The following is a 20,432-nucleotide window of genomic DNA, read 5'->3' on the forward strand; positions in this document are numbered from 1 at the left end:
GCAATATGCTCAATTGCTAAAAATAATAAAAGAACAGGTTTTAATTTTATCCAGTGAAATAAAAAAACAAGAACATGAAAGCAATAAAAATAATACAAAGAATAGGTGTGATTTTTTTGTTAGCGACAGGAATATTACAAGCTCAGAATTTATATATTCCTGATGCTAATTTAAAAAATGCATTATTAAACTATATCCCGGCAATTGATACAAATAGCGATGGCGAGATTTCGGTATTTGAAGCACAAGTTCCGACTCAATTGAACTTAAACTATATGAGTATTGCTGATATGACAGGAATTGAATCGTTTATTAGTCTAACTAAATTGTGGTGTAATAACAACCAAATCACAACAGGATTAAATCTTACGCAGATGTCTCAATTACAGGAAATAGATTGCTATAATAATGTTATCCCTTTTTTAAATATAGCCGGACTTACTAATTTACAAAGGATATATTGCGGGAATAATCAAATTACCGAACTCGATTTGAGTACAGCAACAGGTATACAATCTATAAGTGCATCAAATAATCAAATTAATAGTTTACTACTACCATTGTCAACTTCATCATTAACAAGTATAGCAATAAATAATAACCAGCTTTCGGGTGATTTAGATTTTACAGGACATGCTGCATTACAGTTGTTGTGGTTAGGAGTAAATGCAGGAATTACAAGTGTAGATGCTTCAGGATTGGTTAATTTAACTTCGTTAACATTTGGAAATAATACTTCATTGCAAACGGTTGATGCCTCAAATTGTCCGGCTCTTTCTGAACTTTCTTTTGGTTCTTCTTGTCCTGCATTAAGTTCCCTTAATGTACAAGGCAATACAAGTTTAGGCTGGCTAGATTGTAAAGGAGGAAGTTTAACTACGCTAGATGTGTCTAACCTACCTGCTTTGTATCATTTAGATTGTAGAGAAAATGATCTGACATTTTTAGATGTTACTAATCTTCCTGCGTTAGAGTTGGTGTATTGCAGAAATAACCAAATCGCGAATATAATGGATTATTCAGGTTCGCCTTTACTCGAAACTTTATTAGCCGACTATAATGACTTTCCTTCAATCGATTTGTCAAATCACACGGCTTTGACATCCTTAAACTGTAGTAATAACCCTGTTTTGCATACTTATAATGTGCAAAATTGTACAGGCTTGATTTATTTAGGAGCTGATTATTGTCCGATGTTGACGACCATAAATATACAAGGCTGTACTGCAGCACAGGGAATTTCGTTTAGTAATGACACTAGCTTAACAAATCTAACAGTAAGCGCAACAGATCATCCGAATTTAGTATCATTAAGTACAGACTATAGTTCTAGTTTAAATTCTCTTGTTTTTTCTGGGACTATGAGTATTCAACAATTGCAAACACGTCAATGTAATCTTTCTGTCTTAGATTTGACTAATTTACCGAATTTATCATATCTAAGTTGTCAATCAAATAATCTTACTACACTTGATATTTCGCAAAATCCGGCTTTGACAACAATATGGTGTAATAACAACCGACTTACTACACTTGACGCATCACAGAATATAGCTTTGAATAATTTACAATGTTATAGTAATAATTTAGAAACACTATTTATTAAAAATGGCACAGATGAGGCTATATTAAACTTTGTTAGCAATCCAAGTTTAGCATACATTTGTGCTGATGAATCTCAGGTAGTAGCAGTACAAGCACAAGCATCAGCATCAACAGTTGTAAACTCATATTGTTCGTTTACACCGGGAGGCAACTATAATACAATAACAGGAACAGTTATTTTTGATTTAGATAATGATGGATGTGATAGTGAAGACAGTATAAACCCGTATGTGAAAGTAACGATTACAGATGGAACAACAACAAGTAGTACATTTACCAATGACCAGGCTGTTTATACAAATTATGTTGGAATAGGAACTTATACAATTACTCCGGATTTAGAAAATATAGGATTTTTTCAAGTTACTCCTCTAAATAGTGCAGTAACATTCCCGGATATTAATAATAATATATTCCAACAAGATTTTTGTGTGACAGCAAATGGTGTTCATCCTGATTTGGAAATAGTAATAGAACCTTATTTACCAGTTATTCCTGGTTTTATGGCAATGTATAATATTGTATATAAAAACAAAGGAAATCAGGTTTTGTCACAAGCTAATGGAATTAGTTTTGCTTTTGATGATAATTATTTAGAATTTTCTTCAGCATCAGAAGCTCCTTCTGTACAAAATTTTGGAGAACTAAACTGGGATTTTACTGATTTAAAGCCATTTGAAAGTCGAAATATTATGGTGTCATTTATGGTAAATCCTCCTACAGATCCTGATTATCCTGTAAATGGAGGCGATATATTTACATTCACAGCCAATATTTTACCAGTTTTAGGAGATGAAATTCCGGAAGACAATACCTTTGTCTATAATGAAACAGCAGTTAATGCGTATGACCCTAATAATATTGTTTGTATTCAGGGAGATATTGTGCCTCCTAGTTATATAAATGAGTATTTACATTACGTGGTAAATTTTGAGAACACAGGAACTAGTGAAGCGCAAAATGTAGTAGTGAGAATTGAAATAGACGAAACAGAGTTTGATATTAGTACATTGCAAATATTAGATAGTTCACATGGAGTAACAGCTCGAGTGATGGATAATATACTTGAGTTTATTTTTCAGTCAATTAATTTGGATACAGGAGGGCATGGGAATATTTTGTTTAAGATGAGAACCAAAGAAAGTTTAAATGTCAATGATTTTGTCTCAAATGAGGCCGGAATTTACTTTGATTATAATTTTCCTATAGAAACTAATGAGGCAAATACTGTTTTCCAGTCACTAAGCAATAGCTCGTTTGAAAATAATATATCCTTGGTATTTCCTAATCCTGCAGAGAATATCATAAATATTGAAGCTTCAGAAGCGATTAAAAAAGTAGAATTTTATGATATTCAGGGACGTTTAGTATTAGTGAAAATTACAGATAAACAGCAGCTTTCCCTTGAAGTATCGAACCTAGCGCGTGGATCATACATACTTAAAATCAGAACAGATAAAGGAACTGAGTTTAAAAAGATAATATTAAAATAGGAAAAATACCACACAAAAAAGAAGCTGCCTTTAATCTAAAGGCAGCTTCTTTTTTGTGTATAATAAATAAACATAAATTATTTTTAAATTCTTTATAGTTCGAAGATAATTCGTTAAATTCGCATAATTCTTAAATTTTTACATTAAAAAAACTATATACACAATGTCAAAAACTGCAATATTAGAGTTTGATGGCAGTAAATATGAGTTTCCTGTTATTGTGGGGACTGAAAATGAAGCTGCTATCGATATAGAGAAGTTGCGTGCCGCAACTGGTGCTATTACTATCGATCCTGGATATAAAAATACAGGTTCTTGTAAAAGCGAGATTACGTTCTTAGATGGTGAAGAGGGAATCTTGCGTTACAGAGGATATGCTATTGAAGATTTAGCTGAAAAAGCTTCTTTCCTAGAAGTATCCTACTTATTAATTTTTGGAGAGTTGCCAACTGCTGCGCAGCTTGAAAAATTTGAAAATGACATTAGAAAATATACTTTAGTTAGTGAAGAAATGAAAAGCATCATTGATGGTTTTCCAAGAACAGCTCACCCAATGGGCGTTTTGTCTTCATTGACTAGTGCGTTAACAGCATTTAATCCGAAATCGGTTAATGTTGAAAGCGAAAAAGAACTATACAATGCAGTTTGTAAAACAATCGGTAAATTTTTAGTAATTGCTACTTGGACATTCAGAAAAAGAATGGGGTATCCTTTAAATTATTATGATAACACCAAAGGATATGTAGAAAACTTTATGCGTTTAATGTTCGAATTGCCAACTGGTCCATATAAAGCAGATCAAAAAGTAATTACAGCTTTAGATAAATTGTTTATTCTACATGCTGATCACGAACAAAACTGTTCTACTTCAACAGTAAGAATCGTTGGTTCTTCTCATGCAGGCTTGTTTGCGTCAATTTCTGCAGGTGTTTCTGCGTTATGGGGACCATTACACGGTGGTGCTAACCAAGCAGTATTAGAAATGCTTCAGGAAATCCACGATAATGGTGGTGATGTTGCTAAATTCGTGTTGAAAGCAAAAGATAAAAATGATCCTTTCCGTTTAATGGGATTCGGGCATAGAGTATATAAAAACTTTGATCCTAGAGCAACCATTATCAAAAAAGCAGCTGATGATGTATTAGGAGCTTTGGGAGTTGATGATCCGTTATTAGATATTGCTAAACAATTAGAAAAAGTAGCTTTAGAAGACGAATATTTCAAATCAAGAAATTTATATCCGAACGTAGATTTCTATTCAGGAATTATTTACCGTGCTATGGGAATTCCGGTAGAAATGTTCACAGTATTATTTGCTATTGGTCGTCTACCGGGTTGGATTGCACAATGGAAAGAAATGCGTTTGAACAAAGAACCGATCGGGCGTCCACGTCAGGTGTATACAGGTTCACCACTTAGAGCTTTTAAAGAAGTAAAAGATAGATAATCATAAAAATCCCGAGCAATCGGGATTTTTTATTTTTAACCGTTTTTCGGTACAAAGGTCTTTTTTCTATATTTGTGCAAACCAAACAAACTATGCTAAAACTAAATGTAAAAAACGAAACTTCTCGTCTGAGGACCGTTATTTTGGGGACTGCTCAAAGTAATGGAGCTACACCTACAGTAGAAGAAGCGTACGATCCAAAATCATTAGAACATATCTTAGCAGGAACTTATCCTGTAGAGGAAGATATGATTAAAGAAATAGAAGCTTTTAACCAAGTTTTTCAAAAATATGACGTACAAGTTTTTCGCCCTGAAATAATTGAAAATTATAACCAAATTTTTTCTCGCGATATCGGTTTTGTAATTGATGATTATTTTATTAAAGCTAATATCTTACCTGATAGAGAACGTGAATTAGATGCTATTCAATATGTGATTGACCAAATGGATCCTGCAAAAGTAGTTCGTCCGCCGGAAGAAGTTCATATTGAAGGAGGAGATGTAATGCCTTGGAATGACTACATTTTTATCGGAACTTATAAAGGAAGTGATTATAAAGATTACATTACCGCAAGAACGAATACACAGGGTGTCAATTTTATCAAAGAAATGTTTCCCAATAAGATTGTAAAAGAGTTCGATTTGGTGAAGTCAAGAATTGAACCTCGCGATAATGCTTTGCATTTAGATTGTTGTTTTCAACCTGTGGGAATCAATAAAGGAATCATCTACAAAAGCGGTTTCCGAGAAGAAGCAGATTATCTATTCTTGGTAAACCTTTTTGGAAAAGAGAATTTATTTCACATCGAAAGAGAAGAAATGTATCACATGAATTCAAACGTTTTTTCAATTGCTCCCGATGTAGTGGTTTCTGAAAAAAACTTTACCCGTTTGAATACTTGGTTACGTGAAAACGGATTTACAGTTGAAGAGATTCCGTATGCTGAAATTTCAAAGCAGGAAGGATTGTTAAGATGTTCCACTTTACCTTTAATTAGAGATTAAATATGAACCAGACAACTAATACAATAGTAATGATTCGTCCTGTGGCTTTTCGCATGAACGAACAAACCGCTGTGAATAATTATTACCAAAAAGTTTTGGATAATTTATTGCCGGCAACTGTGAATGCTAAAGCACAAGAAGAATTTGATGCTTATGTGGAAAAATTAAGAGAAATAGGGGTTAATGTCATTGTAGTTGATGATACGGTTAATCCCGATACTCCGGATAGTATTTTCCCAAACAACTGGATTTCATTCCACGAAAATGGAGACGTTGTTCTGTATCCAATGTTTGCTGAAAATCGTCGTTTAGAACGTCGCGAAGATATTTTAGATTTGTTGGAAGAAAAAGGTTTTGTAATCAATGATATTATGGATTACACTTCAGCAGAAGAAGATAATATCTTTTTAGAAGGAACCGGAAGTATTATTTTAGACAGAGCAAACGAAATAGCGTATTGTGCTTTATCGCCAAGAGCAGATGAAGAGTTATTTATTGAGTTCTGTGAAGATTTTGAATATACACCAATAATATTTGAAGCTTTTCAAAATGTAGATGGAGAAAGAAGACATATTTATCACACTAATGTGATGATGTGTATTGCGGAAACTTTTGCTGTTATCTGTGCTGATTGTATTGATGATAAAACAGAGCGTAAAATGGTTTTGGAAGCCTTGAAAAAATCAGGAAAAGAAGTTATCTTTATCACAGAAGATCAAGTTAATAATTTTGCCGGAAATATGCTGCAGGTACGTGGTACTAATGATGAACGTTTCTTAGTGATGAGTAATGCCGCTTATCAATCTTTAACAAAAGATCAAATTGCTAAAATTGAAAAACATTGCCAAATTGTACATGCAAGTTTAGATATTATTGAGGCTTGTGGAGGAGGAAGTGCTCGTTGTATGATGGCAGAAGTTTTTTTACCAACAGAATAATATGTTATCAAGAAAAACAAAATACGGTTTAAAAGCGCTGATTTATATTGCAAAGCAAGATAAATCAGCACCCGTATTAATTTCTGAAATAGCCGAAAAAGAACGCATTTCAAAGAAATTCCTAGAAACTATTTTACTCGATTTGAAAAAGTTTGGGATTTTAGGTTCTAAGATGGGAAAAGGCGGAGGCTATTATTTGCTTAAAAATCCAAAAGAGATTAAAGTAGCAAGTGTTATTCGGGTTTTAGATGGACCTATTGCTTTGTTGCCTTGCGTGAGTCTTAATTTTTATGAAAAATGTGACGATTGTCCGAGTGAAGAAACCTGTGCTTTAAATAAGCTAATGATTCAAGTTAGAGATAATGCGTTGTCTATTTTAGAGAAGCAATCGCTTTATGATTTGGCAAACTTTTAAAAAAAAAATTAACTCATTAATCCATTAGTTCTATAGATTAATTGTATCTTTGAAACCAAATTTTTTGAGTTATGCTAATTGATTTATTACGGTCTGGGAGAACAGGTGAGGTAGTGAGTCGTCACACTAAAATTTCAGCGTGTAAAGCTGTAACGTGGCGATTATTAGGTACTTTAGATACGATGATTATTTCATTTTTTATGACTGGAGATATAAAAATCGCCTTTTCAATAGGAAGTTTTGAAGTGTTTACCAAAATGGTATTGTATTTTATTCACGAAAAAGTTTGGGATAAATGGACAAAATAACAAAGGAAAATATAGCGCAGTGGAATCAATCTTTAAACGAATTGTCGTTGGAAGAAACTATTCAGCTAGTGCTAAATCATGCAAAAGGTAAAGTAGTTTTTTCAACTTCTTTCGGAATCGAAGATCAGTTGTTGACCCATTATGTAAACCCTTTTTCTGATAAGGTTGAAGTTTTTACTTTAGACACAGGACGCCAATTCAATGAAACCTATGAAGTGTTGCAAAAAACACAAAGTAAATATCCTAATTTAGCTATTAAAGCCTATTTTCCTGAAGAAGCAGATATTCAAGCGTATTATCAAAAATCGGGGGTTAACGGTTTTTATAATAGTGTAGAAGAACGCAAGCAGTGCTGTTTTATTCGTAAAGTAAAACCTTTGAATAGAGCTTTGCAAGGCGCTTCAGTTTGGATTACAGGTTTGCGTGCCGAACAATCGCCAAATAGGGAAAGTATGCAGTTTTTAGAATGGGACGAAGAGCATCAATTGGTAAAATTTAATCCGCTTTTGCATTATTCGTTGCAGGGAGTTGAAAACGAAGTCAATCAAAATAATATTCCCATTAACAGTTTGTATAAAAAGGGATTCTTGAGTATCGGTTGTGCGCCTTGTACAAGAGCTTTAGAGCCGGGCGAAGATTTTAGAGCCGGTCGTTGGTGGTGGGAAAATGGTAAAAAAGAATGTGGATTGCATATTCACATCGATCAAAATAATTAATGAAGTTGAAGAATGAGTAAACATTTAAAAGATTTAGAAAACGAAAGTATTTATATTCTTCGTGAAGTAGCGGCTCAGTTTCAAAAGCCCGCTTTGTTGTTTTCTGGAGGTAAAGATTCTATTACGGTAGCTCGATTAGCTCAGAAAGCCTTTTATCCGGCGAAAATTCCGTTTCCGTTTGTGCATATTGATACCGGACATAATTTCCCGGAAACCATCGAATTTAGAGATTGGTTAGTTAACAAATTAGGAGTGGAACTTATTGTGCGTTACGTTCAAGATAGTATCGACCAAAAGAAAGTTCAGGAAGAAACCGGTAAATATGCCAGTAGAAATGCTTTGCAAACGGTTACATTGTTAGACACTATCGAAGAATTTGGGTTTGATGCTTGTATTGGCGGAGCCCGTAGAGACGAAGAAAAATCACGTGCCAAAGAGCGTATATTCTCTGTTCGTGACGATTTTGGTCAATGGGATTCCAAAAAACAACGCCCTGAAATGTTTAAAATTCTGAATGGTAAAATTAATTTCGGCGAAAATGTGCGTGCGTTTCCAATTAGTAACTGGACGGAAGAAGATGTTTGGCAATACATTAAACAAGAAGAGTTGAAGTTGCCAACAATTTATTTTTCGCACGAAAGAAAATTGGTAAAACGCGACGGTGCTTTATTGGCACATTCTGATTATTTGAATTTAGTAGAAACGGATGAAATTATAAATGATATTGTTCGTTTTAGAACAGTTGGCGACATGACGTGTACAGCGGCTTTGTTGTCTACTGCCGATTCAGTTGACTCAATTTTATATGAAAACAAATCCTCTAAATCTTCTGAAAGAGGTGCAAGAATAGATGATAAACGTTCTGAAGCGGCTTTAGAACAAAGAAAGAAAGGAGGATATTTCTAAAAATGGAATTAGTAAGAATTAATACAGCAGGAAGTGTTGATGACGGAAAAAGTACATTAATCGGACGATTTTTGCACGATCACAATGCTTTAACAATAGAACAAGAAGATTTGGTTCGTAGAAAAACCAAAGAAAAAGGATTGCAAGATTTAGATTTTTCGGTAATTACCGACGGTTTAATAGCAGAAAGAGAGCAAGGAATTACAATAGATGTAGCGCATATTTACTTTTCTTCGCAAAGCAGAAAATTTATTATCGCTGATAGTCCAGGTCATGTGGAATATACTAGAAACATGGTTACCGGAGCATCAAACTCGGAACTTTCAGTGATTTTAATTGATGCCCGAAAAGGACTTTTGGAACAAACACACCGTCATTATTTCATCAGTCGTTTGTTGAAATTAGACGCTGTTGTTTTTTGTATTAACAAAATGGATTTGGTGGATTATAGTGAAGATGTTTTCTTAGGAATAGCTTCAAATATCAATAAAATGGTTGGCGAATTGCCGGAAATTGAACAAGATATTTTTATAGTTCCTATTAGTTCTTTAAAAGGAGATAATGTGGTGTTTTCGTCAGAAAGTACACCTTGGTACACAGGAAAAACACTTTCTGATATTTTACACGAATTTAAGCCTAAAAAACATTTGTCTAGCGATTTTAGATTAGATGTTCAGCAGGTTTTTCACGTGCAAAATGACGAATTTGTAGATTATAGAGCCTACGCGGGAAGCGTAATTTCTGGTGAAGTTAAAGTAGGTGATGTGCTAACCGTTTTGCCAACTAACAAACAATCGGAAGTGGTTGAAATTCGTTCGTTTATGGATTCGTTGCCAAGTGCTTCACAAGGCGATGCCGTTCAAATTAGATTGAAAGACGAAATTGACATTAGCCGAGGAAATATTTTTGTAAACCAAACAAGCGAACATCTTTTTGAGAGAAGCTTGAAAGCAAAAGTGGTTTGGTTAGATGAAAACGGAGCTAATTTAGCAACGAAATATATTTTACAAGCCGGAACAAGAAATTCGATATGTAAAATTCAACAAGTCGATTATTTAATTGATCCTGTTGAGCCATTGAGCCACAAACAAGCTTCGGAAATTAAATTAAATGAAATTGCAAGTGTACAGTTGAAATTAGCAAATCCGGTGTATTTGGACGCTTATGAAACGAATAAAACCAATGGATCTTTTATTTTAATTGATCCGCAAACGAATAACACGGTTGCCGTTGGTTTTGTAGAATAAAATATTAGGTTTGAATTTAAAAATCTGAAAAGTGAGTACTCAAAAGAGACTCCTTTTCAGATTTTTTGTTTTTATATACTTTTAGTAATATTAATAATGGCACCAATGATGTATTGAATACCGATAGCAATTACAATAAACCCAATGATTCTGGAAATAGCCACAATACCGGAAGCACCTAAGATTTTAGATAAATAATTAGCGCTTCTCAAAATTAGGAAGATCACTAATGCAACCATAATTACGGCAGCGCAACAAATTATTTTATCGTTTACAGTAACGTGTTCTTGGTAAAAAGCAATTAATAAGGAAATAGAACCCGGACCGGCAAGCATTGGCATAGCCAAAGGAGTTAATGCAATGTCGTTTCGCTTCATGGCGTCATTCGTTACTTTTTTGTTAACGCCTCTTTTTTTGCTGAAATTTCCGTTTAATAAAGAAAATCCAGAAGTTAAAATTAAGATTCCGCCGGCAATGCGCAAGGCGTCAATGCTAATGCCGAAAAACTTCAGAACATATTCTCCTGCAAAATAGGAAATGAATAATATAATAGCAACATTAATGGCTGCCCAAAGGGATATTCTGGAACGCTCTTGTTTGGAATCATCCTGTGTTAACCCTACGAAAATAGGAATGGCTCCCAGCGGATTTAATACAGAAAAAAGAGCAGCAAAAATGTAAATAAATTGTTCCATGTTTTTTTGGCAAAAATAAAGCGGTTTGTATCGTTTTCTATTTAAAATAAGGTTATCTCAAAGTTATAATTAAAATTTTATTTTGCTAACTTTATCAAAAATAATTGTAATGAAAACATTAGTAATTGGAGCAACAACAAATAAAGAGCGTTATGCTTACAAGGCTATCAATAGCTTAATTGATAAAAGTCATCAAGTAGTAGCCATTGGTGCTAAACCCGGAATGGCGCTTGATGTTGCTATAGAAACCGAAAAAGTTGCGTTTAAAGGAATTGATACCGTGACGCTTTATGTAAATCCAATGATTCAAGAATCGTATTATGAATATATAGTTTCACTAAAACCTAGACGAGTTATTTTTAATCCGGGAACTGAAAATTCTGAGTTTTTCACCATATTAAAGAAAAATGGAATTCAAAGTGAAATTGCTTGTACATTAGTTTTATTGGCAACCAATCAATTTTAAAAAACGGTGTTTTTATCAGCAGGTTTGCTGATTAAAAGTAAACCTAACAAGGTGATGAAGCCGTTAAGAATGATGCTTTCGAAAGAAAAAACATAGCCATTAAACCATTCTGCAGAATGACTGTTGATATAATAAGTTGCCAAAGGCGCTGCAATACAAACTAATGGAACCCATTTTTCGTGAACGGTTTTAGATTTGATAAACAATCCGAAACAATAAAGTCCGAGTAAAGGACCATACGTATAAGTAGCGACCGTGAAAATCATAGTAACAACCGATTTGTCGTTAAGCGAATTAAACACTAAAATCACCAAAAACATTAAAAAAGAAAAGGCTAGGTGAATGCCGTGGCGCAATCGGATGGTCCTCGGATCGTTCTGATTTTCTTTTTTACCCATTCCTAAAAAATCAACACAAAAAGAAGTGGTTAAAGCAGTCAAAGCACTATCGGTTGTGGCGAAAGTAGCGGCTGTTAATCCTAATAAAAAAATAACCGAAGGGACTAGGCTCAAATGATGAAAAGCAATTTCGGGAAAAAGATAATCCGTTCTTGGAACATCGTTAATCATGGGAACAGCAATTCCGTTTTTTTCGGCATACATATACAGTAAAGCACCAACGCCAAGGAAAAAAAGGTTAATAATGACGAAAATTCCGGTGAAGGAAAACATGTTTTTTTGGGCTTCGCCAATGGTAGCGCAGCTTAAATTTTTTTGCATTAGATCTTGATCCAAACCAACCATAGCAATAGTAACAAAAATTCCGCCTAAAATTTGTTTGATGAAATAATTCGGTTTCAAATAATCTTCGTAAAAGAAAATTTTAGAATATTGACTGTCTTTAACGGTTTCGAAAGCTTCAAAAAAACTGAAATTTAAACTTTGGCAAATGAAAATAATCGTTAAAAAAACGGAAGTCACTAAAAAGAAAGTTTGTAAAGTATCGGTAATGATAATTGTTTTTAAACCGCCTCGGTAAGTATACGCAAAAATCAAGGCCAGTGAAATTAAAACCGTGGCAGCAAACGGAATTCCGAAAGCATCAAAGACATAATATTGCAATACGATAACGACTAAATACAATCGGAAAGCAGAGCCAATAGTTCGACTAATCAGGAAAATAGAAGCAGCCGTTTTATAGCTAATGGTTCCCAATCGTTGTTCAATGTATCCGTAAATAGACGTTAAGTTCATTCGGTAATACAGAGGTAGAAGAACCTTGGCTATGATGATAAAACCAATGGCGTTACCAATGATAAACTGAAAATATTTGAATTGTAAATCAGGATTTCCAACTTCGCCCGGTACCGAAATAAAAGTCACGCCCGAAAGTGCCGTTCCAATCATTCCAAAGGCTACCAAATACCATTTTGCATTTTTATTGGCTTTAAAAAAAGTATCGTTGCTTCCGTCTTTTTTACTGACTACTTTTGAAATGATAATTAAAACACTGAAATAGATAATGATAATCGATAAAATAGCAATTGGAGTCATAAATGTGTTTTTGAAAGCGAAAAATACGTAAAATAATTAAGGAAACTTCAAAATTGATTAAATTTGCTCTTATGGATTTACCTTCAAAATTACTAGAAAATGCCGTTTCTGAAATTTCTCAGTTACCGGGAATTGGCAAGCGAACAGCACTTCGATTGGTTTTACATTTATTACGTCAGCCGGTTGAACAATCTAAAAATTTAGCGAATGCCATTTTAAAAGCTCGGGAAGAAATTCGGTATTGTGCAAGTTGTCATAATATTTCCGATGAAGAATTGTGTCAAATTTGTGAAAATCCGTCAAGAGATCATAGTTTGATTTGTGTGGTAGAAGATGTTCGTGATGTAATGGCTATCGAAAATACAGGAACATTTAAAGGAGTCTATCATGTGCTTGGCGGAAAAATTAACCCGATAGAAGGAATAGGGCCAAATCAGCTGAATATTGTGTCGTTGATAAATAAAGTAAAATCAGGAGAAGTAAAAGAAGTGATTTTTGCTTTGAGTTCCACAATGGAAGGAGATACAACTATATTCTATATTTACAAACAAATAAAAGAGGAAAACATAGTAACTTCTACAATTGCTAGAGGAATAGCCGTAGGGGATGAATTGGAATATGCTGATGAGGTGACTTTGGGAAGAAGTTTGCAACACAGAATTCCTTATGAACAAACAATGAATAATTTATAGTTTTTTCAATAAAATAATGATTTAATATTAGATATTTTAATAGTAAAAACTATATTTGTTTCCACAAAAATAAAATGATGAAGGGTAAGTATTTTTTACAATTAATATTTGTATTGTCCTTTTTTACATCTTGCATTTCAAATAAACAATTGGTGTATCTTCAAGATGACGGAGAATCGGAAGGGACTGTTGAAGTTAAGGCAACACAATCAAAACCTTACAGAGTTCAAACGAATGATATATTAAGCATTAATATTAAAGCGTTGGATCAAAAACTGGTTGAGATGTTTAATCCTTCAGCTAATGTTAATAATAATCAACAACAATATACTCCTCAAAATCTTTATTTTAATGGTTTTACGGTTGATGATCATGGAAATATAAGAATGCCTGTTTTGGGTGAAGTTAATGTTTTGGGATATACATTAGATGAAATAAGAGAAAATATTGAAAAGCGATTGTTAGATGAGTACTTTAAAAGCCAATCAAGGTTGTTTGTAAATGTTAAATTGGCAGGGTTACGATACACGGTAAATGGGGAAATTACAACTCCTGGTGTTAATGTACTATATCAGGACAAAGCTACAATTCTTGAAGCAATTGCTAATTCTGGAGACATAACGATGACGGGGGATAGAAAAAATGTACAGGTAATACGAAAATATCCTTATGGTTTCCAAACGTATTACATTGATTTGACTAATTCAAAAGCAGTTGATTCTCCTGTATTTTATTTACAGCCCAATGATTATATTTATGTAAAGCCTCTAAAGCAAAAATCTTGGGGGACAGGAACTACAGGGATGCAAACGGTTAGTACTATAATAACGGCTTTATCTCTTGTAACAACAACTATTTTATTAACCAGAAATCTTTAAATATGTTAGATACAAAGGATTTTACTTTTTTGGATTCCCAAAATAGCTTTGATTTTAAAGGTTTTTTTATTCGAGTTATAGGATATTGGAAATGGTTTGTTTTTAGTTTGATTATTACTTTCTTAATAGCATATAACATCAATATAAGAAAAGAAAAGATATATGGATTAGAATCAATGATTGTTATAAAAGATGAAAATAATTCTTTTTTTACATCTAACACCAGTTTGGTTTTTAATTGGGGGGGAGTTTCGGAGAAAGTACAGACAATTATAACAACATTAAAATCGAGATCCCACAATGAAATAGTAGTGGACAAATTACAATACTATGTCCAATATTTAAGAAAAGGTAAATATTACTTTGAAGATGTATACGGTAAAACTCCATTTGGAGTAGTTGTAGATAAGAATAAAGGACAAGTTTTGAATGTGCCAATCGGAATCAAATTTGTTAGTCCGAATGAGTTTGAATTGTCAGTAGACTTTAAAGAAAATGAATCCAGAAAATTGATTTATTACAGTGATAAAACGAAAGGGACTTTTTCATTTGCAGAAGGTGTGTTTACCAAAAGATTTAAGATTGGAGATATAGTTAGTCTTCCTTTTTTAAATATTAAGGTTTTTATTCTTCCGGAAGCACAAGATTATGTAAATCAAGAATACTTCATACAATTTGACGATTTTAATAGTACTGTAGGTAATTATAAAAATATAGATGTTTCTGCGGACAGTAAAGCACAGTCGGTAGTGGCTCTAAAATTACAAGGTACAAACAAGTACAGACTGGTTGAGTATTTGAATGAGACTGTAAATATATTGCGTAAAAATCAATTAGAAAGTAAAAATAAATTCGCTACAAATACAATTAATTTCATTGATAGTACATTGACTTTAATGGAAAGCCAAATTAAAGATGCTGAAAATGAATTAAAGGATTTTAGAAAAGGGAAAAATGTTTTCGAATTAGAGTCAGGAGGAGAAAGGTTGACAGAAAAATTATCTCAATTAGACTTTCAAAAAGATGAAGTAGATAGAAAAATTAAGTATTTAGATCATTTAAGAACATATTTAGATAGAAATAATGATTTTTCAAAACTGCCTGCCCCTTCAGTTGCAGGTATTGACGATCCGAACATTTTATCTGGAGTAGCAAAGTTGATAGAGCTTTCAGCAGAAAGAGAACGAATGGGATATGCTGTAAAAAGCAACAAGATTTTTTCTGAATTTGATGTAGAAATGGGAGCACTGAAAAAAGTTTTATTAGAAAATATTTCAAGTGCTAAATCAGCATTAATGATTGATATGCAGATTGTCAATAGAAATATGGCAATAGCGGAGGGAGAAGTGAGTAAATTGCCAGAATTGAAACAAGAGCATATTAAAATTACCCGAAAATATGATCTTAAGGATAATATTTACAATACTTTTCTGCAAAAAAGAACAGAAGCAGAAATTGTTAGGGCAGCTAATACTTCAGATGTTGAATTTATAGATCCGGCAAAAGATGTAGGGGGAGGTTTTAAAGGTCCTAAAACAAGTATTAATTATGTGTTAGCCTCTTTTTTCGGGATATTGATTCCACTATTGGTAATATTAGCATTAACATTGCTTGATAGTAATATAAATTTAGTTGAAGATATTGAAAAACAAACCAAAATACCGGTAATAGGCGTAGTAGGGAAAAAGAATACGGAAAATAATTTATCTGTATTTGAAAAACCGAAGTCACCTCTTGCTGAATCTTTCAGAGCAATACGTTCATCACTGCAATTCTTGTATAAAAAACAAAGTTCAGAAGGAACCAAGATTCTTATGCTTACATCTTCTGTTAGTGGTGAAGGAAAAACATTCTGTTCTATCAATCTGGCAACAGTTTTTGCATTAAGCGAAAAGAAAACGGTGATCGTCGGTTTAGATCTTAGAAAGCCAAAGATTTTTGGTGATTTTAATATAGATAATATCACAGGAGTAGTCAATTACTTAATTGGTCAAAAAACAATTGACGAAGTAATTCAAAAAACACATATTCCTCATTTAGATTTAATCACATCAGGACCTATTCCTCCTAATCCGGCTGAGTTATTAATGGGAGACTCCATAAAAGAGATGATAGAAGAACTTAAGGATAGATATGATTATATTATTCTTGATACGCCTCCTGTAGGATTAGTTTCAGACGCACTCGAATTAGCTCATTTCTGTGACGCAACGCTTTACGTAACTCGTCAAGGATATACCAAAAAAGGAATGTTGGGCGTAGTAAATGAAAAACATAGAAGAGGTGAGCTACAAAATATAAGTATACTATTGAATGGTTTTGAAAATAGAGCAAAATACGGTTATGGCTATGGTTATGGCTATGGTTATGGATCTTATGGTGATGCTTATATGGAAAGAGATGTAGAAACAAAAACATGGAAAAAGAATATCCAAAAATGGTTGAAAAAGATAAAATTCTAATTACCGGAGGTGCTGGTTTTATAGGTTCTAATCTTTGTGAATATTTTTTAGCAAAAGAATATCAGGTAATTTGTTTAGATAATTTCAGTACAGGAAAAAGAGAGAATCTTGAAACGATTCAAAAGAATCCTGATTTTAGCTTGATAGAAGGTGATATAAGAGATTTAAACACCTGTCATAAAGCAGTACAAGGAGTAAAATATGTTCTACATCAGGCGGCATTAGGAAGTGTTCCGCGTTCAATAAAAGATCCGATAACAACAAACGAAGTTAATGTTTCCGGTTTTTTAAACATGTTAGTAGCATCAAGAGATGCAGGTGTTAAACGATTTGTTTATGCCGCAAGTTCTTCTACTTACGGAGATTCCGAATCTTTGCCGAAGATAGAAGAAAAAATAGGAAAACCTTTGTCACCTTATGCTGTTACCAAATACGTTAATGAATTATATGCTGATGTATTTGCCAAAACCTACGAAATGGAAACAATTGGGCTTCGCTATTTTAATGTTTTCGGAAGAAAACAAGATCCAAATGGAGCTTATGCCGCTGTAATACCAAAGTTTGTTATACAATTGATGAACTATCAATCACCAGTTATTAATGGAGATGGTACATATTCACGTGATTTTACATATATAGACAATGTAATTCAAATGAATGAGTTGGCAATGTTAACGGAAAACCCACAAGCACTAAATACGGTTTACAATACAGCTTTTGGAGAAAGAACAACTCTTAACGATTTGGTAGTAACATTAAAAGAAGAATTAGCTAAATTTGATGCCCAAATAGCGAAGGTGGAAATCGCTCATGGACCTAATCGTTTGGGAGATATTCCGCATTCTCTAGCTAGTATAGAAAAAGCAAAAAAAGATTTGAATTATAATCCTCAATTTTCCATGAAATCGGGTTTAAAAGAAGCGGTTAAATGGTATTGGGAGAACTTAAAAAGTACAAATTAAAATGACTATATCTAAAATTTGTTGTATAGGAGCAGGTTACGTCGGAGGGCCTACAATGGCGGTAATTGCTCAAAAATGCCCTCATATTCAAGTGACAGTTGTAGATTTAAACGAAGCAAGAATAGCAGCATGGAATGGCGAAGATTTATCTAAATTACCAGTTTACGAACCGGGATTAGATAAAGTTGTAGCTGAAGCTAGAGGACGAAACTTATTCTTTTCTACTGATGTAGATAAAGCTATTGATGAAGCAGAAATGATTTTTATATCCGTAAATACGCCTACTAAGACATACGGAATTGGTAAAGGAATGGCTGCTGATTTAAAATATATTGAGCTATGTGCGCGTCAAATTGCTCGTGTAGCAAAAAACAATAAAATTGTAGTTGAAAAGTCAACGTTGCCGGTAAGAACAGCTAGTGCCATTAAAAGTATTTTAGATCATACCGGAAACGGAGTTCAGTTTCAAATTTTATCAAATCCTGAATTTTTAGCAGAAGGGACAGCTATAGAAGATTTATTTGCGCCCGATAGAGTTTTGATTGGTGGTGAAACATCTACTGAAGAAGGAAGGAAAGCAGTTGACGCCCTAGTTGAAGTGTATTCAAATTGGGTTCCTGAAGCTAATATCTTGACAACAAATGTCTGGTCTTCAGAACTTTCAAAGTTAACAGCAAATGCCTTTTTAGCGCAACGTGTTTCATCAATTAATTCGATTAGTGAGTTGTGTGAAAAAACAGAAGCAAACGTTAGTGAAGTAGCAAAAGCAATAGGGTTAGATTCGCGTATCGGTTCTAAGTTCTTAAAAGCTTCTGTAGGATTTGGAGGGTCATGTTTCCAAAAAGATATTTTAAACTTAGTGTATATTGCTAAAAGTTATGGTTTAAATGAAGTAGCAGATTATTGGGAACAGGTTATTATTATGAATGACCATCAAAAAAGAAGATTTGCTAAAAACATTATTTCTACTTTATACAATACCGTTTCAGGTAAAAAGATTACGTTCTTAGGATGGGCTTTCAAAAAAGACACAAATGATACGCGTGAATCTGCAGCTATTTATGTGGCAGATTATTTGTTGAACGAACAGGCAAAAATAGCTGTTTTTGACCCTAAAGTAGAAGAACAACAAATCTTAACGGATTTAGATTATTTAGATACTCGAACTTCAGAAGAAAATAGAAAAGGAATAGAAGTTACAGGAGATTCTTATGAAGCATGTAAAGATTCTCATGCGATTGCAATATTAACCGAATGGGACGAGTTTAAAACATACGATTGGCAAAAAATATATGATAATATGTTAAAGCCTGCATTTGTATTTGACGGAAGAAACATTTTGGATAAAGAACAGTTAGAGAAGATAGGTTTCATTTATCAAGCTATCGGATCTTAAAAAATATTAAAAATGAATAGTAAAATAGCTATAATCGGCTTAGGTTATGTTGGACTGCCTTTGGCAAGACTTTTTGCTACAAAATATCCTGTGGTAGGATTTGATATCAACCAAAATAGAATTAATGAATTAAATGAAGGAAAAGATTCTACTTTGGAAGTATCTGATGATGAACTGAAAGTAGTTCTGAAACCGACTAATTCTAAAGAAATTGGTTTGTTCTGTTCAAATAAGTTAGAAGATATTGCAGATTGTAATTATTACATCGTAACAGTACCAACGCCAGTTGACAAGCATAATCGCCCTGATTTGACCCCTTTATATAAAGCCAGTGAAACGGTTGGTAAAGTCTTGAAAAAAGGAGATATAGCTATTTATGAATCTACTGTTTATCCGGGAGTTACAGAAGAAGAATGTATTCCTGTTTTAGAAAAAGTATCAGGATTAAAATTCAACGTAGATTTCTTTGCCGGATATTCTCCGGAGCGTATTAATCCGGGAGATAAAGAGCATACCGTAGAGAAAATTTTAAAAGTAACTTCAGGTTCAACTCAGGAAGTAGGAGAAAAAGTAAATGATCTTTATAAAAGTGTAATTACTGCCGGAACGCATTTGGCTCCAACTATTAAAGTGGCAGAAGCTGCAAAAGTTATTGAGAATTCACAACGAGATATTAATATAGCTTTTGTGAATGAATTAGCCAAAATTTTTAATCTTTTGGATATTGATACACATGCTGTTTTAGCAGCAGCCGGAACAAAATGGAATTTTCTTCCTTTCAAACCTGGATTAGTTGGTGGTCATTGCATTGGTGTTGATCCTTATTATTTAGCACAAAAAGCCCAAGAAAAAGGGTATCATCCTGAAATTATTTTAGCAGGAAGAAGGCTTAATGATAGTATGGGAGAATATGTGGCTTCACAAATTGTGAAACACATGATTAAAAAAGGAATCAATGTAAATAATGCTTCCGTATTACTTTTAGGAATTACATTTAAAGAGAATTGTCCGGATGTGCGCAATACAAAAATTGTAGATGTCATTCATTCTTTAGAAGAATACGGAATGAAAGTCACTACTTTTGATCCATGGGCTGATCCCAAAGAAGTACAACATGAATATGGAATTTCATGTGTAAAAAATATACCGGAAGAACAATTTGATGCAGTGGTATTAGGGGTGGCACATAAAGAGTTTTTAGATTTAAACTATGCCGATCTACAAAAAGAGACTTCAGTGCTTTATGATGTTAAAGGTATTTTGAAAGAGAATATCGACGGAAGACTTTAATAATTCAAAAGATGTA

At 33.4% G+C, this 20,432-nt stretch carries 18 protein-coding genes; 16 read left to right on the forward strand and 2 right to left on the reverse strand.

Going from position 1 to position 20,432, the window contains the following annotated elements:
• Positions 1 to 74: 74 nt before the first annotated feature.
• The 9 genes from ACUSJC_RS02320 (at position 75) to ACUSJC_RS02360 (ending at position 10,082) form a co-directional block, all read left to right on the forward strand.
• The gene (locus ACUSJC_RS02320; RefSeq protein WP_449267934.1) at positions 75 to 3,098 is read left to right on the forward strand and encodes a T9SS type A sorting domain-containing protein; all 3,024 of its coding nucleotides are present in this window, start codon (positions 75 to 77) and stop codon (positions 3,096 to 3,098) included.
• A 163-nt stretch (positions 3,099 to 3,261) separates the two neighbouring features.
• Positions 3,262 to 4,545, forward strand: a complete 1,284-nt coding sequence (locus tag ACUSJC_RS02325; protein ID WP_449267935.1) for a citrate synthase — start codon at positions 3,262 to 3,264, stop codon at positions 4,543 to 4,545.
• A gap of 92 nt (positions 4,546 to 4,637) precedes the next feature.
• Positions 4,638 to 5,552 (forward strand): dimethylarginine dimethylaminohydrolase family protein, encoded by a 915-nt coding sequence (locus ACUSJC_RS02330; RefSeq protein WP_449267936.1) that lies wholly within the window; start codon positions 4,638 to 4,640, stop codon positions 5,550 to 5,552.
• A gap of 2 nt (positions 5,553 to 5,554) precedes the next feature.
• Complete coding sequence (gene ctlX / locus ACUSJC_RS02335) at positions 5,555 to 6,490, forward strand: citrulline utilization hydrolase CtlX (RefSeq protein WP_449267937.1); 936 nt, start codon at positions 5,555 to 5,557, stop codon at positions 6,488 to 6,490.
• 1 nt (position 6,491) lies between these two features.
• Entirely contained in the window at positions 6,492 to 6,905 is a 414-nt protein-coding gene (locus tag ACUSJC_RS02340) for an RrF2 family transcriptional regulator (protein ID WP_449267938.1), read from the forward strand.
• Between the two features lie 71 nt (positions 6,906 to 6,976).
• Positions 6,977 to 7,213 (forward strand): DUF2061 domain-containing protein, encoded by a 237-nt coding sequence (locus tag ACUSJC_RS02345; RefSeq protein ID WP_449267939.1) that lies wholly within the window; start codon positions 6,977 to 6,979, stop codon positions 7,211 to 7,213.
• Entirely contained in the window at positions 7,201 to 7,929 is a 729-nt protein-coding gene (locus tag ACUSJC_RS02350; RefSeq protein WP_449267940.1) for a phosphoadenylyl-sulfate reductase, read from the forward strand. Before ACUSJC_RS02345 ends, ACUSJC_RS02350 begins: the two co-directional genes overlap by 13 nt.
• 12 nt (positions 7,930 to 7,941) lie before the next feature.
• The gene (gene cysD / locus ACUSJC_RS02355) at positions 7,942 to 8,835 is read left to right on the forward strand and encodes a sulfate adenylyltransferase subunit CysD (RefSeq protein ID WP_449267941.1); all 894 of its coding nucleotides are present in this window, start codon (positions 7,942 to 7,944) and stop codon (positions 8,833 to 8,835) included.
• A gap of 2 nt (positions 8,836 to 8,837) precedes the next feature.
• Positions 8,838 to 10,082, forward strand: a complete 1,245-nt coding sequence (locus ACUSJC_RS02360) for a sulfate adenylyltransferase subunit 1 (RefSeq protein WP_449267942.1) — start codon at positions 8,838 to 8,840, stop codon at positions 10,080 to 10,082.
• A 71-nt stretch (positions 10,083 to 10,153) separates the two neighbouring features.
• Here ACUSJC_RS02360 and ACUSJC_RS02365 read toward each other — a convergent pair whose 3' ends face one another.
• A complete protein-coding gene (locus ACUSJC_RS02365) occupies positions 10,154 to 10,777 on the reverse strand; it encodes a MarC family NAAT transporter (RefSeq protein ID WP_449267943.1) in 624 nt (207 codons plus the stop codon).
• Between the two features lie 109 nt (positions 10,778 to 10,886).
• Here ACUSJC_RS02365 and ACUSJC_RS02370 point away from each other — a divergent pair, with 109 nt between their 5' ends.
• Entirely contained in the window at positions 10,887 to 11,243 is a 357-nt protein-coding gene (locus ACUSJC_RS02370) for a CoA-binding protein (protein ID WP_449267944.1), read from the forward strand.
• Here ACUSJC_RS02370 and ACUSJC_RS02375 read toward each other — a convergent pair.
• Positions 11,240 to 12,736: a sodium:solute symporter gene (locus ACUSJC_RS02375; RefSeq protein ID WP_449267945.1), complete on the reverse strand. Its 1,497-nt coding sequence runs from the start codon at positions 12,734 to 12,736 to the stop codon at positions 11,240 to 11,242. The genes ACUSJC_RS02370 and ACUSJC_RS02375 overlap by 4 nt on opposite strands.
• Positions 12,737 to 12,807: 71 nt before the next feature.
• On the opposite strand from ACUSJC_RS02375, the gene recR reads away from it, so the two are divergent.
• The 6 genes from recR to ACUSJC_RS02405 all read left to right on the forward strand — a co-directional run bounded on the left by recR (position 12,808) and on the right by ACUSJC_RS02405 (position 20,416).
• Positions 12,808 to 13,428: a recombination mediator RecR gene (recR, locus tag ACUSJC_RS02380; protein ID WP_449267946.1), complete on the forward strand. Its 621-nt coding sequence runs from the start codon at positions 12,808 to 12,810 to the stop codon at positions 13,426 to 13,428.
• 77 nt (positions 13,429 to 13,505) lie between these two features.
• A complete protein-coding gene (locus tag ACUSJC_RS02385) occupies positions 13,506 to 14,306 on the forward strand; it encodes a polysaccharide biosynthesis/export family protein (protein WP_449267947.1) in 801 nt (266 codons plus the stop codon).
• A 2-nt stretch (positions 14,307 to 14,308) separates the two neighbouring features.
• Positions 14,309 to 16,768, forward strand: coding sequence for a polysaccharide biosynthesis tyrosine autokinase (locus ACUSJC_RS02390; protein WP_449267948.1), 2,460 nt, complete (start codon positions 14,309 to 14,311; stop codon positions 16,766 to 16,768).
• Positions 16,723 to 17,730, forward strand: a complete 1,008-nt coding sequence (locus ACUSJC_RS02395; protein WP_449267949.1) for an SDR family oxidoreductase — start codon at positions 16,723 to 16,725, stop codon at positions 17,728 to 17,730. Before ACUSJC_RS02390 ends, ACUSJC_RS02395 begins: the two co-directional genes overlap by 46 nt.
• Before the next feature lies 1 nt (position 17,731).
• Positions 17,732 to 19,126, forward strand: coding sequence for a UDP-glucose 6-dehydrogenase (locus ACUSJC_RS02400; protein ID WP_449267950.1), 1,395 nt, complete (start codon positions 17,732 to 17,734; stop codon positions 19,124 to 19,126).
• Positions 19,127 to 19,138: 12 nt separating this feature from the next.
• Complete coding sequence (locus ACUSJC_RS02405) at positions 19,139 to 20,416, forward strand: nucleotide sugar dehydrogenase (RefSeq protein ID WP_449267951.1); 1,278 nt, start codon at positions 19,139 to 19,141, stop codon at positions 20,414 to 20,416.
• The last annotated feature ends 16 nt before the right edge of the window (positions 20,417 to 20,432 follow it).

It is taken from the genome of Flavobacterium sp. U410, assembly GCF_053570605.1.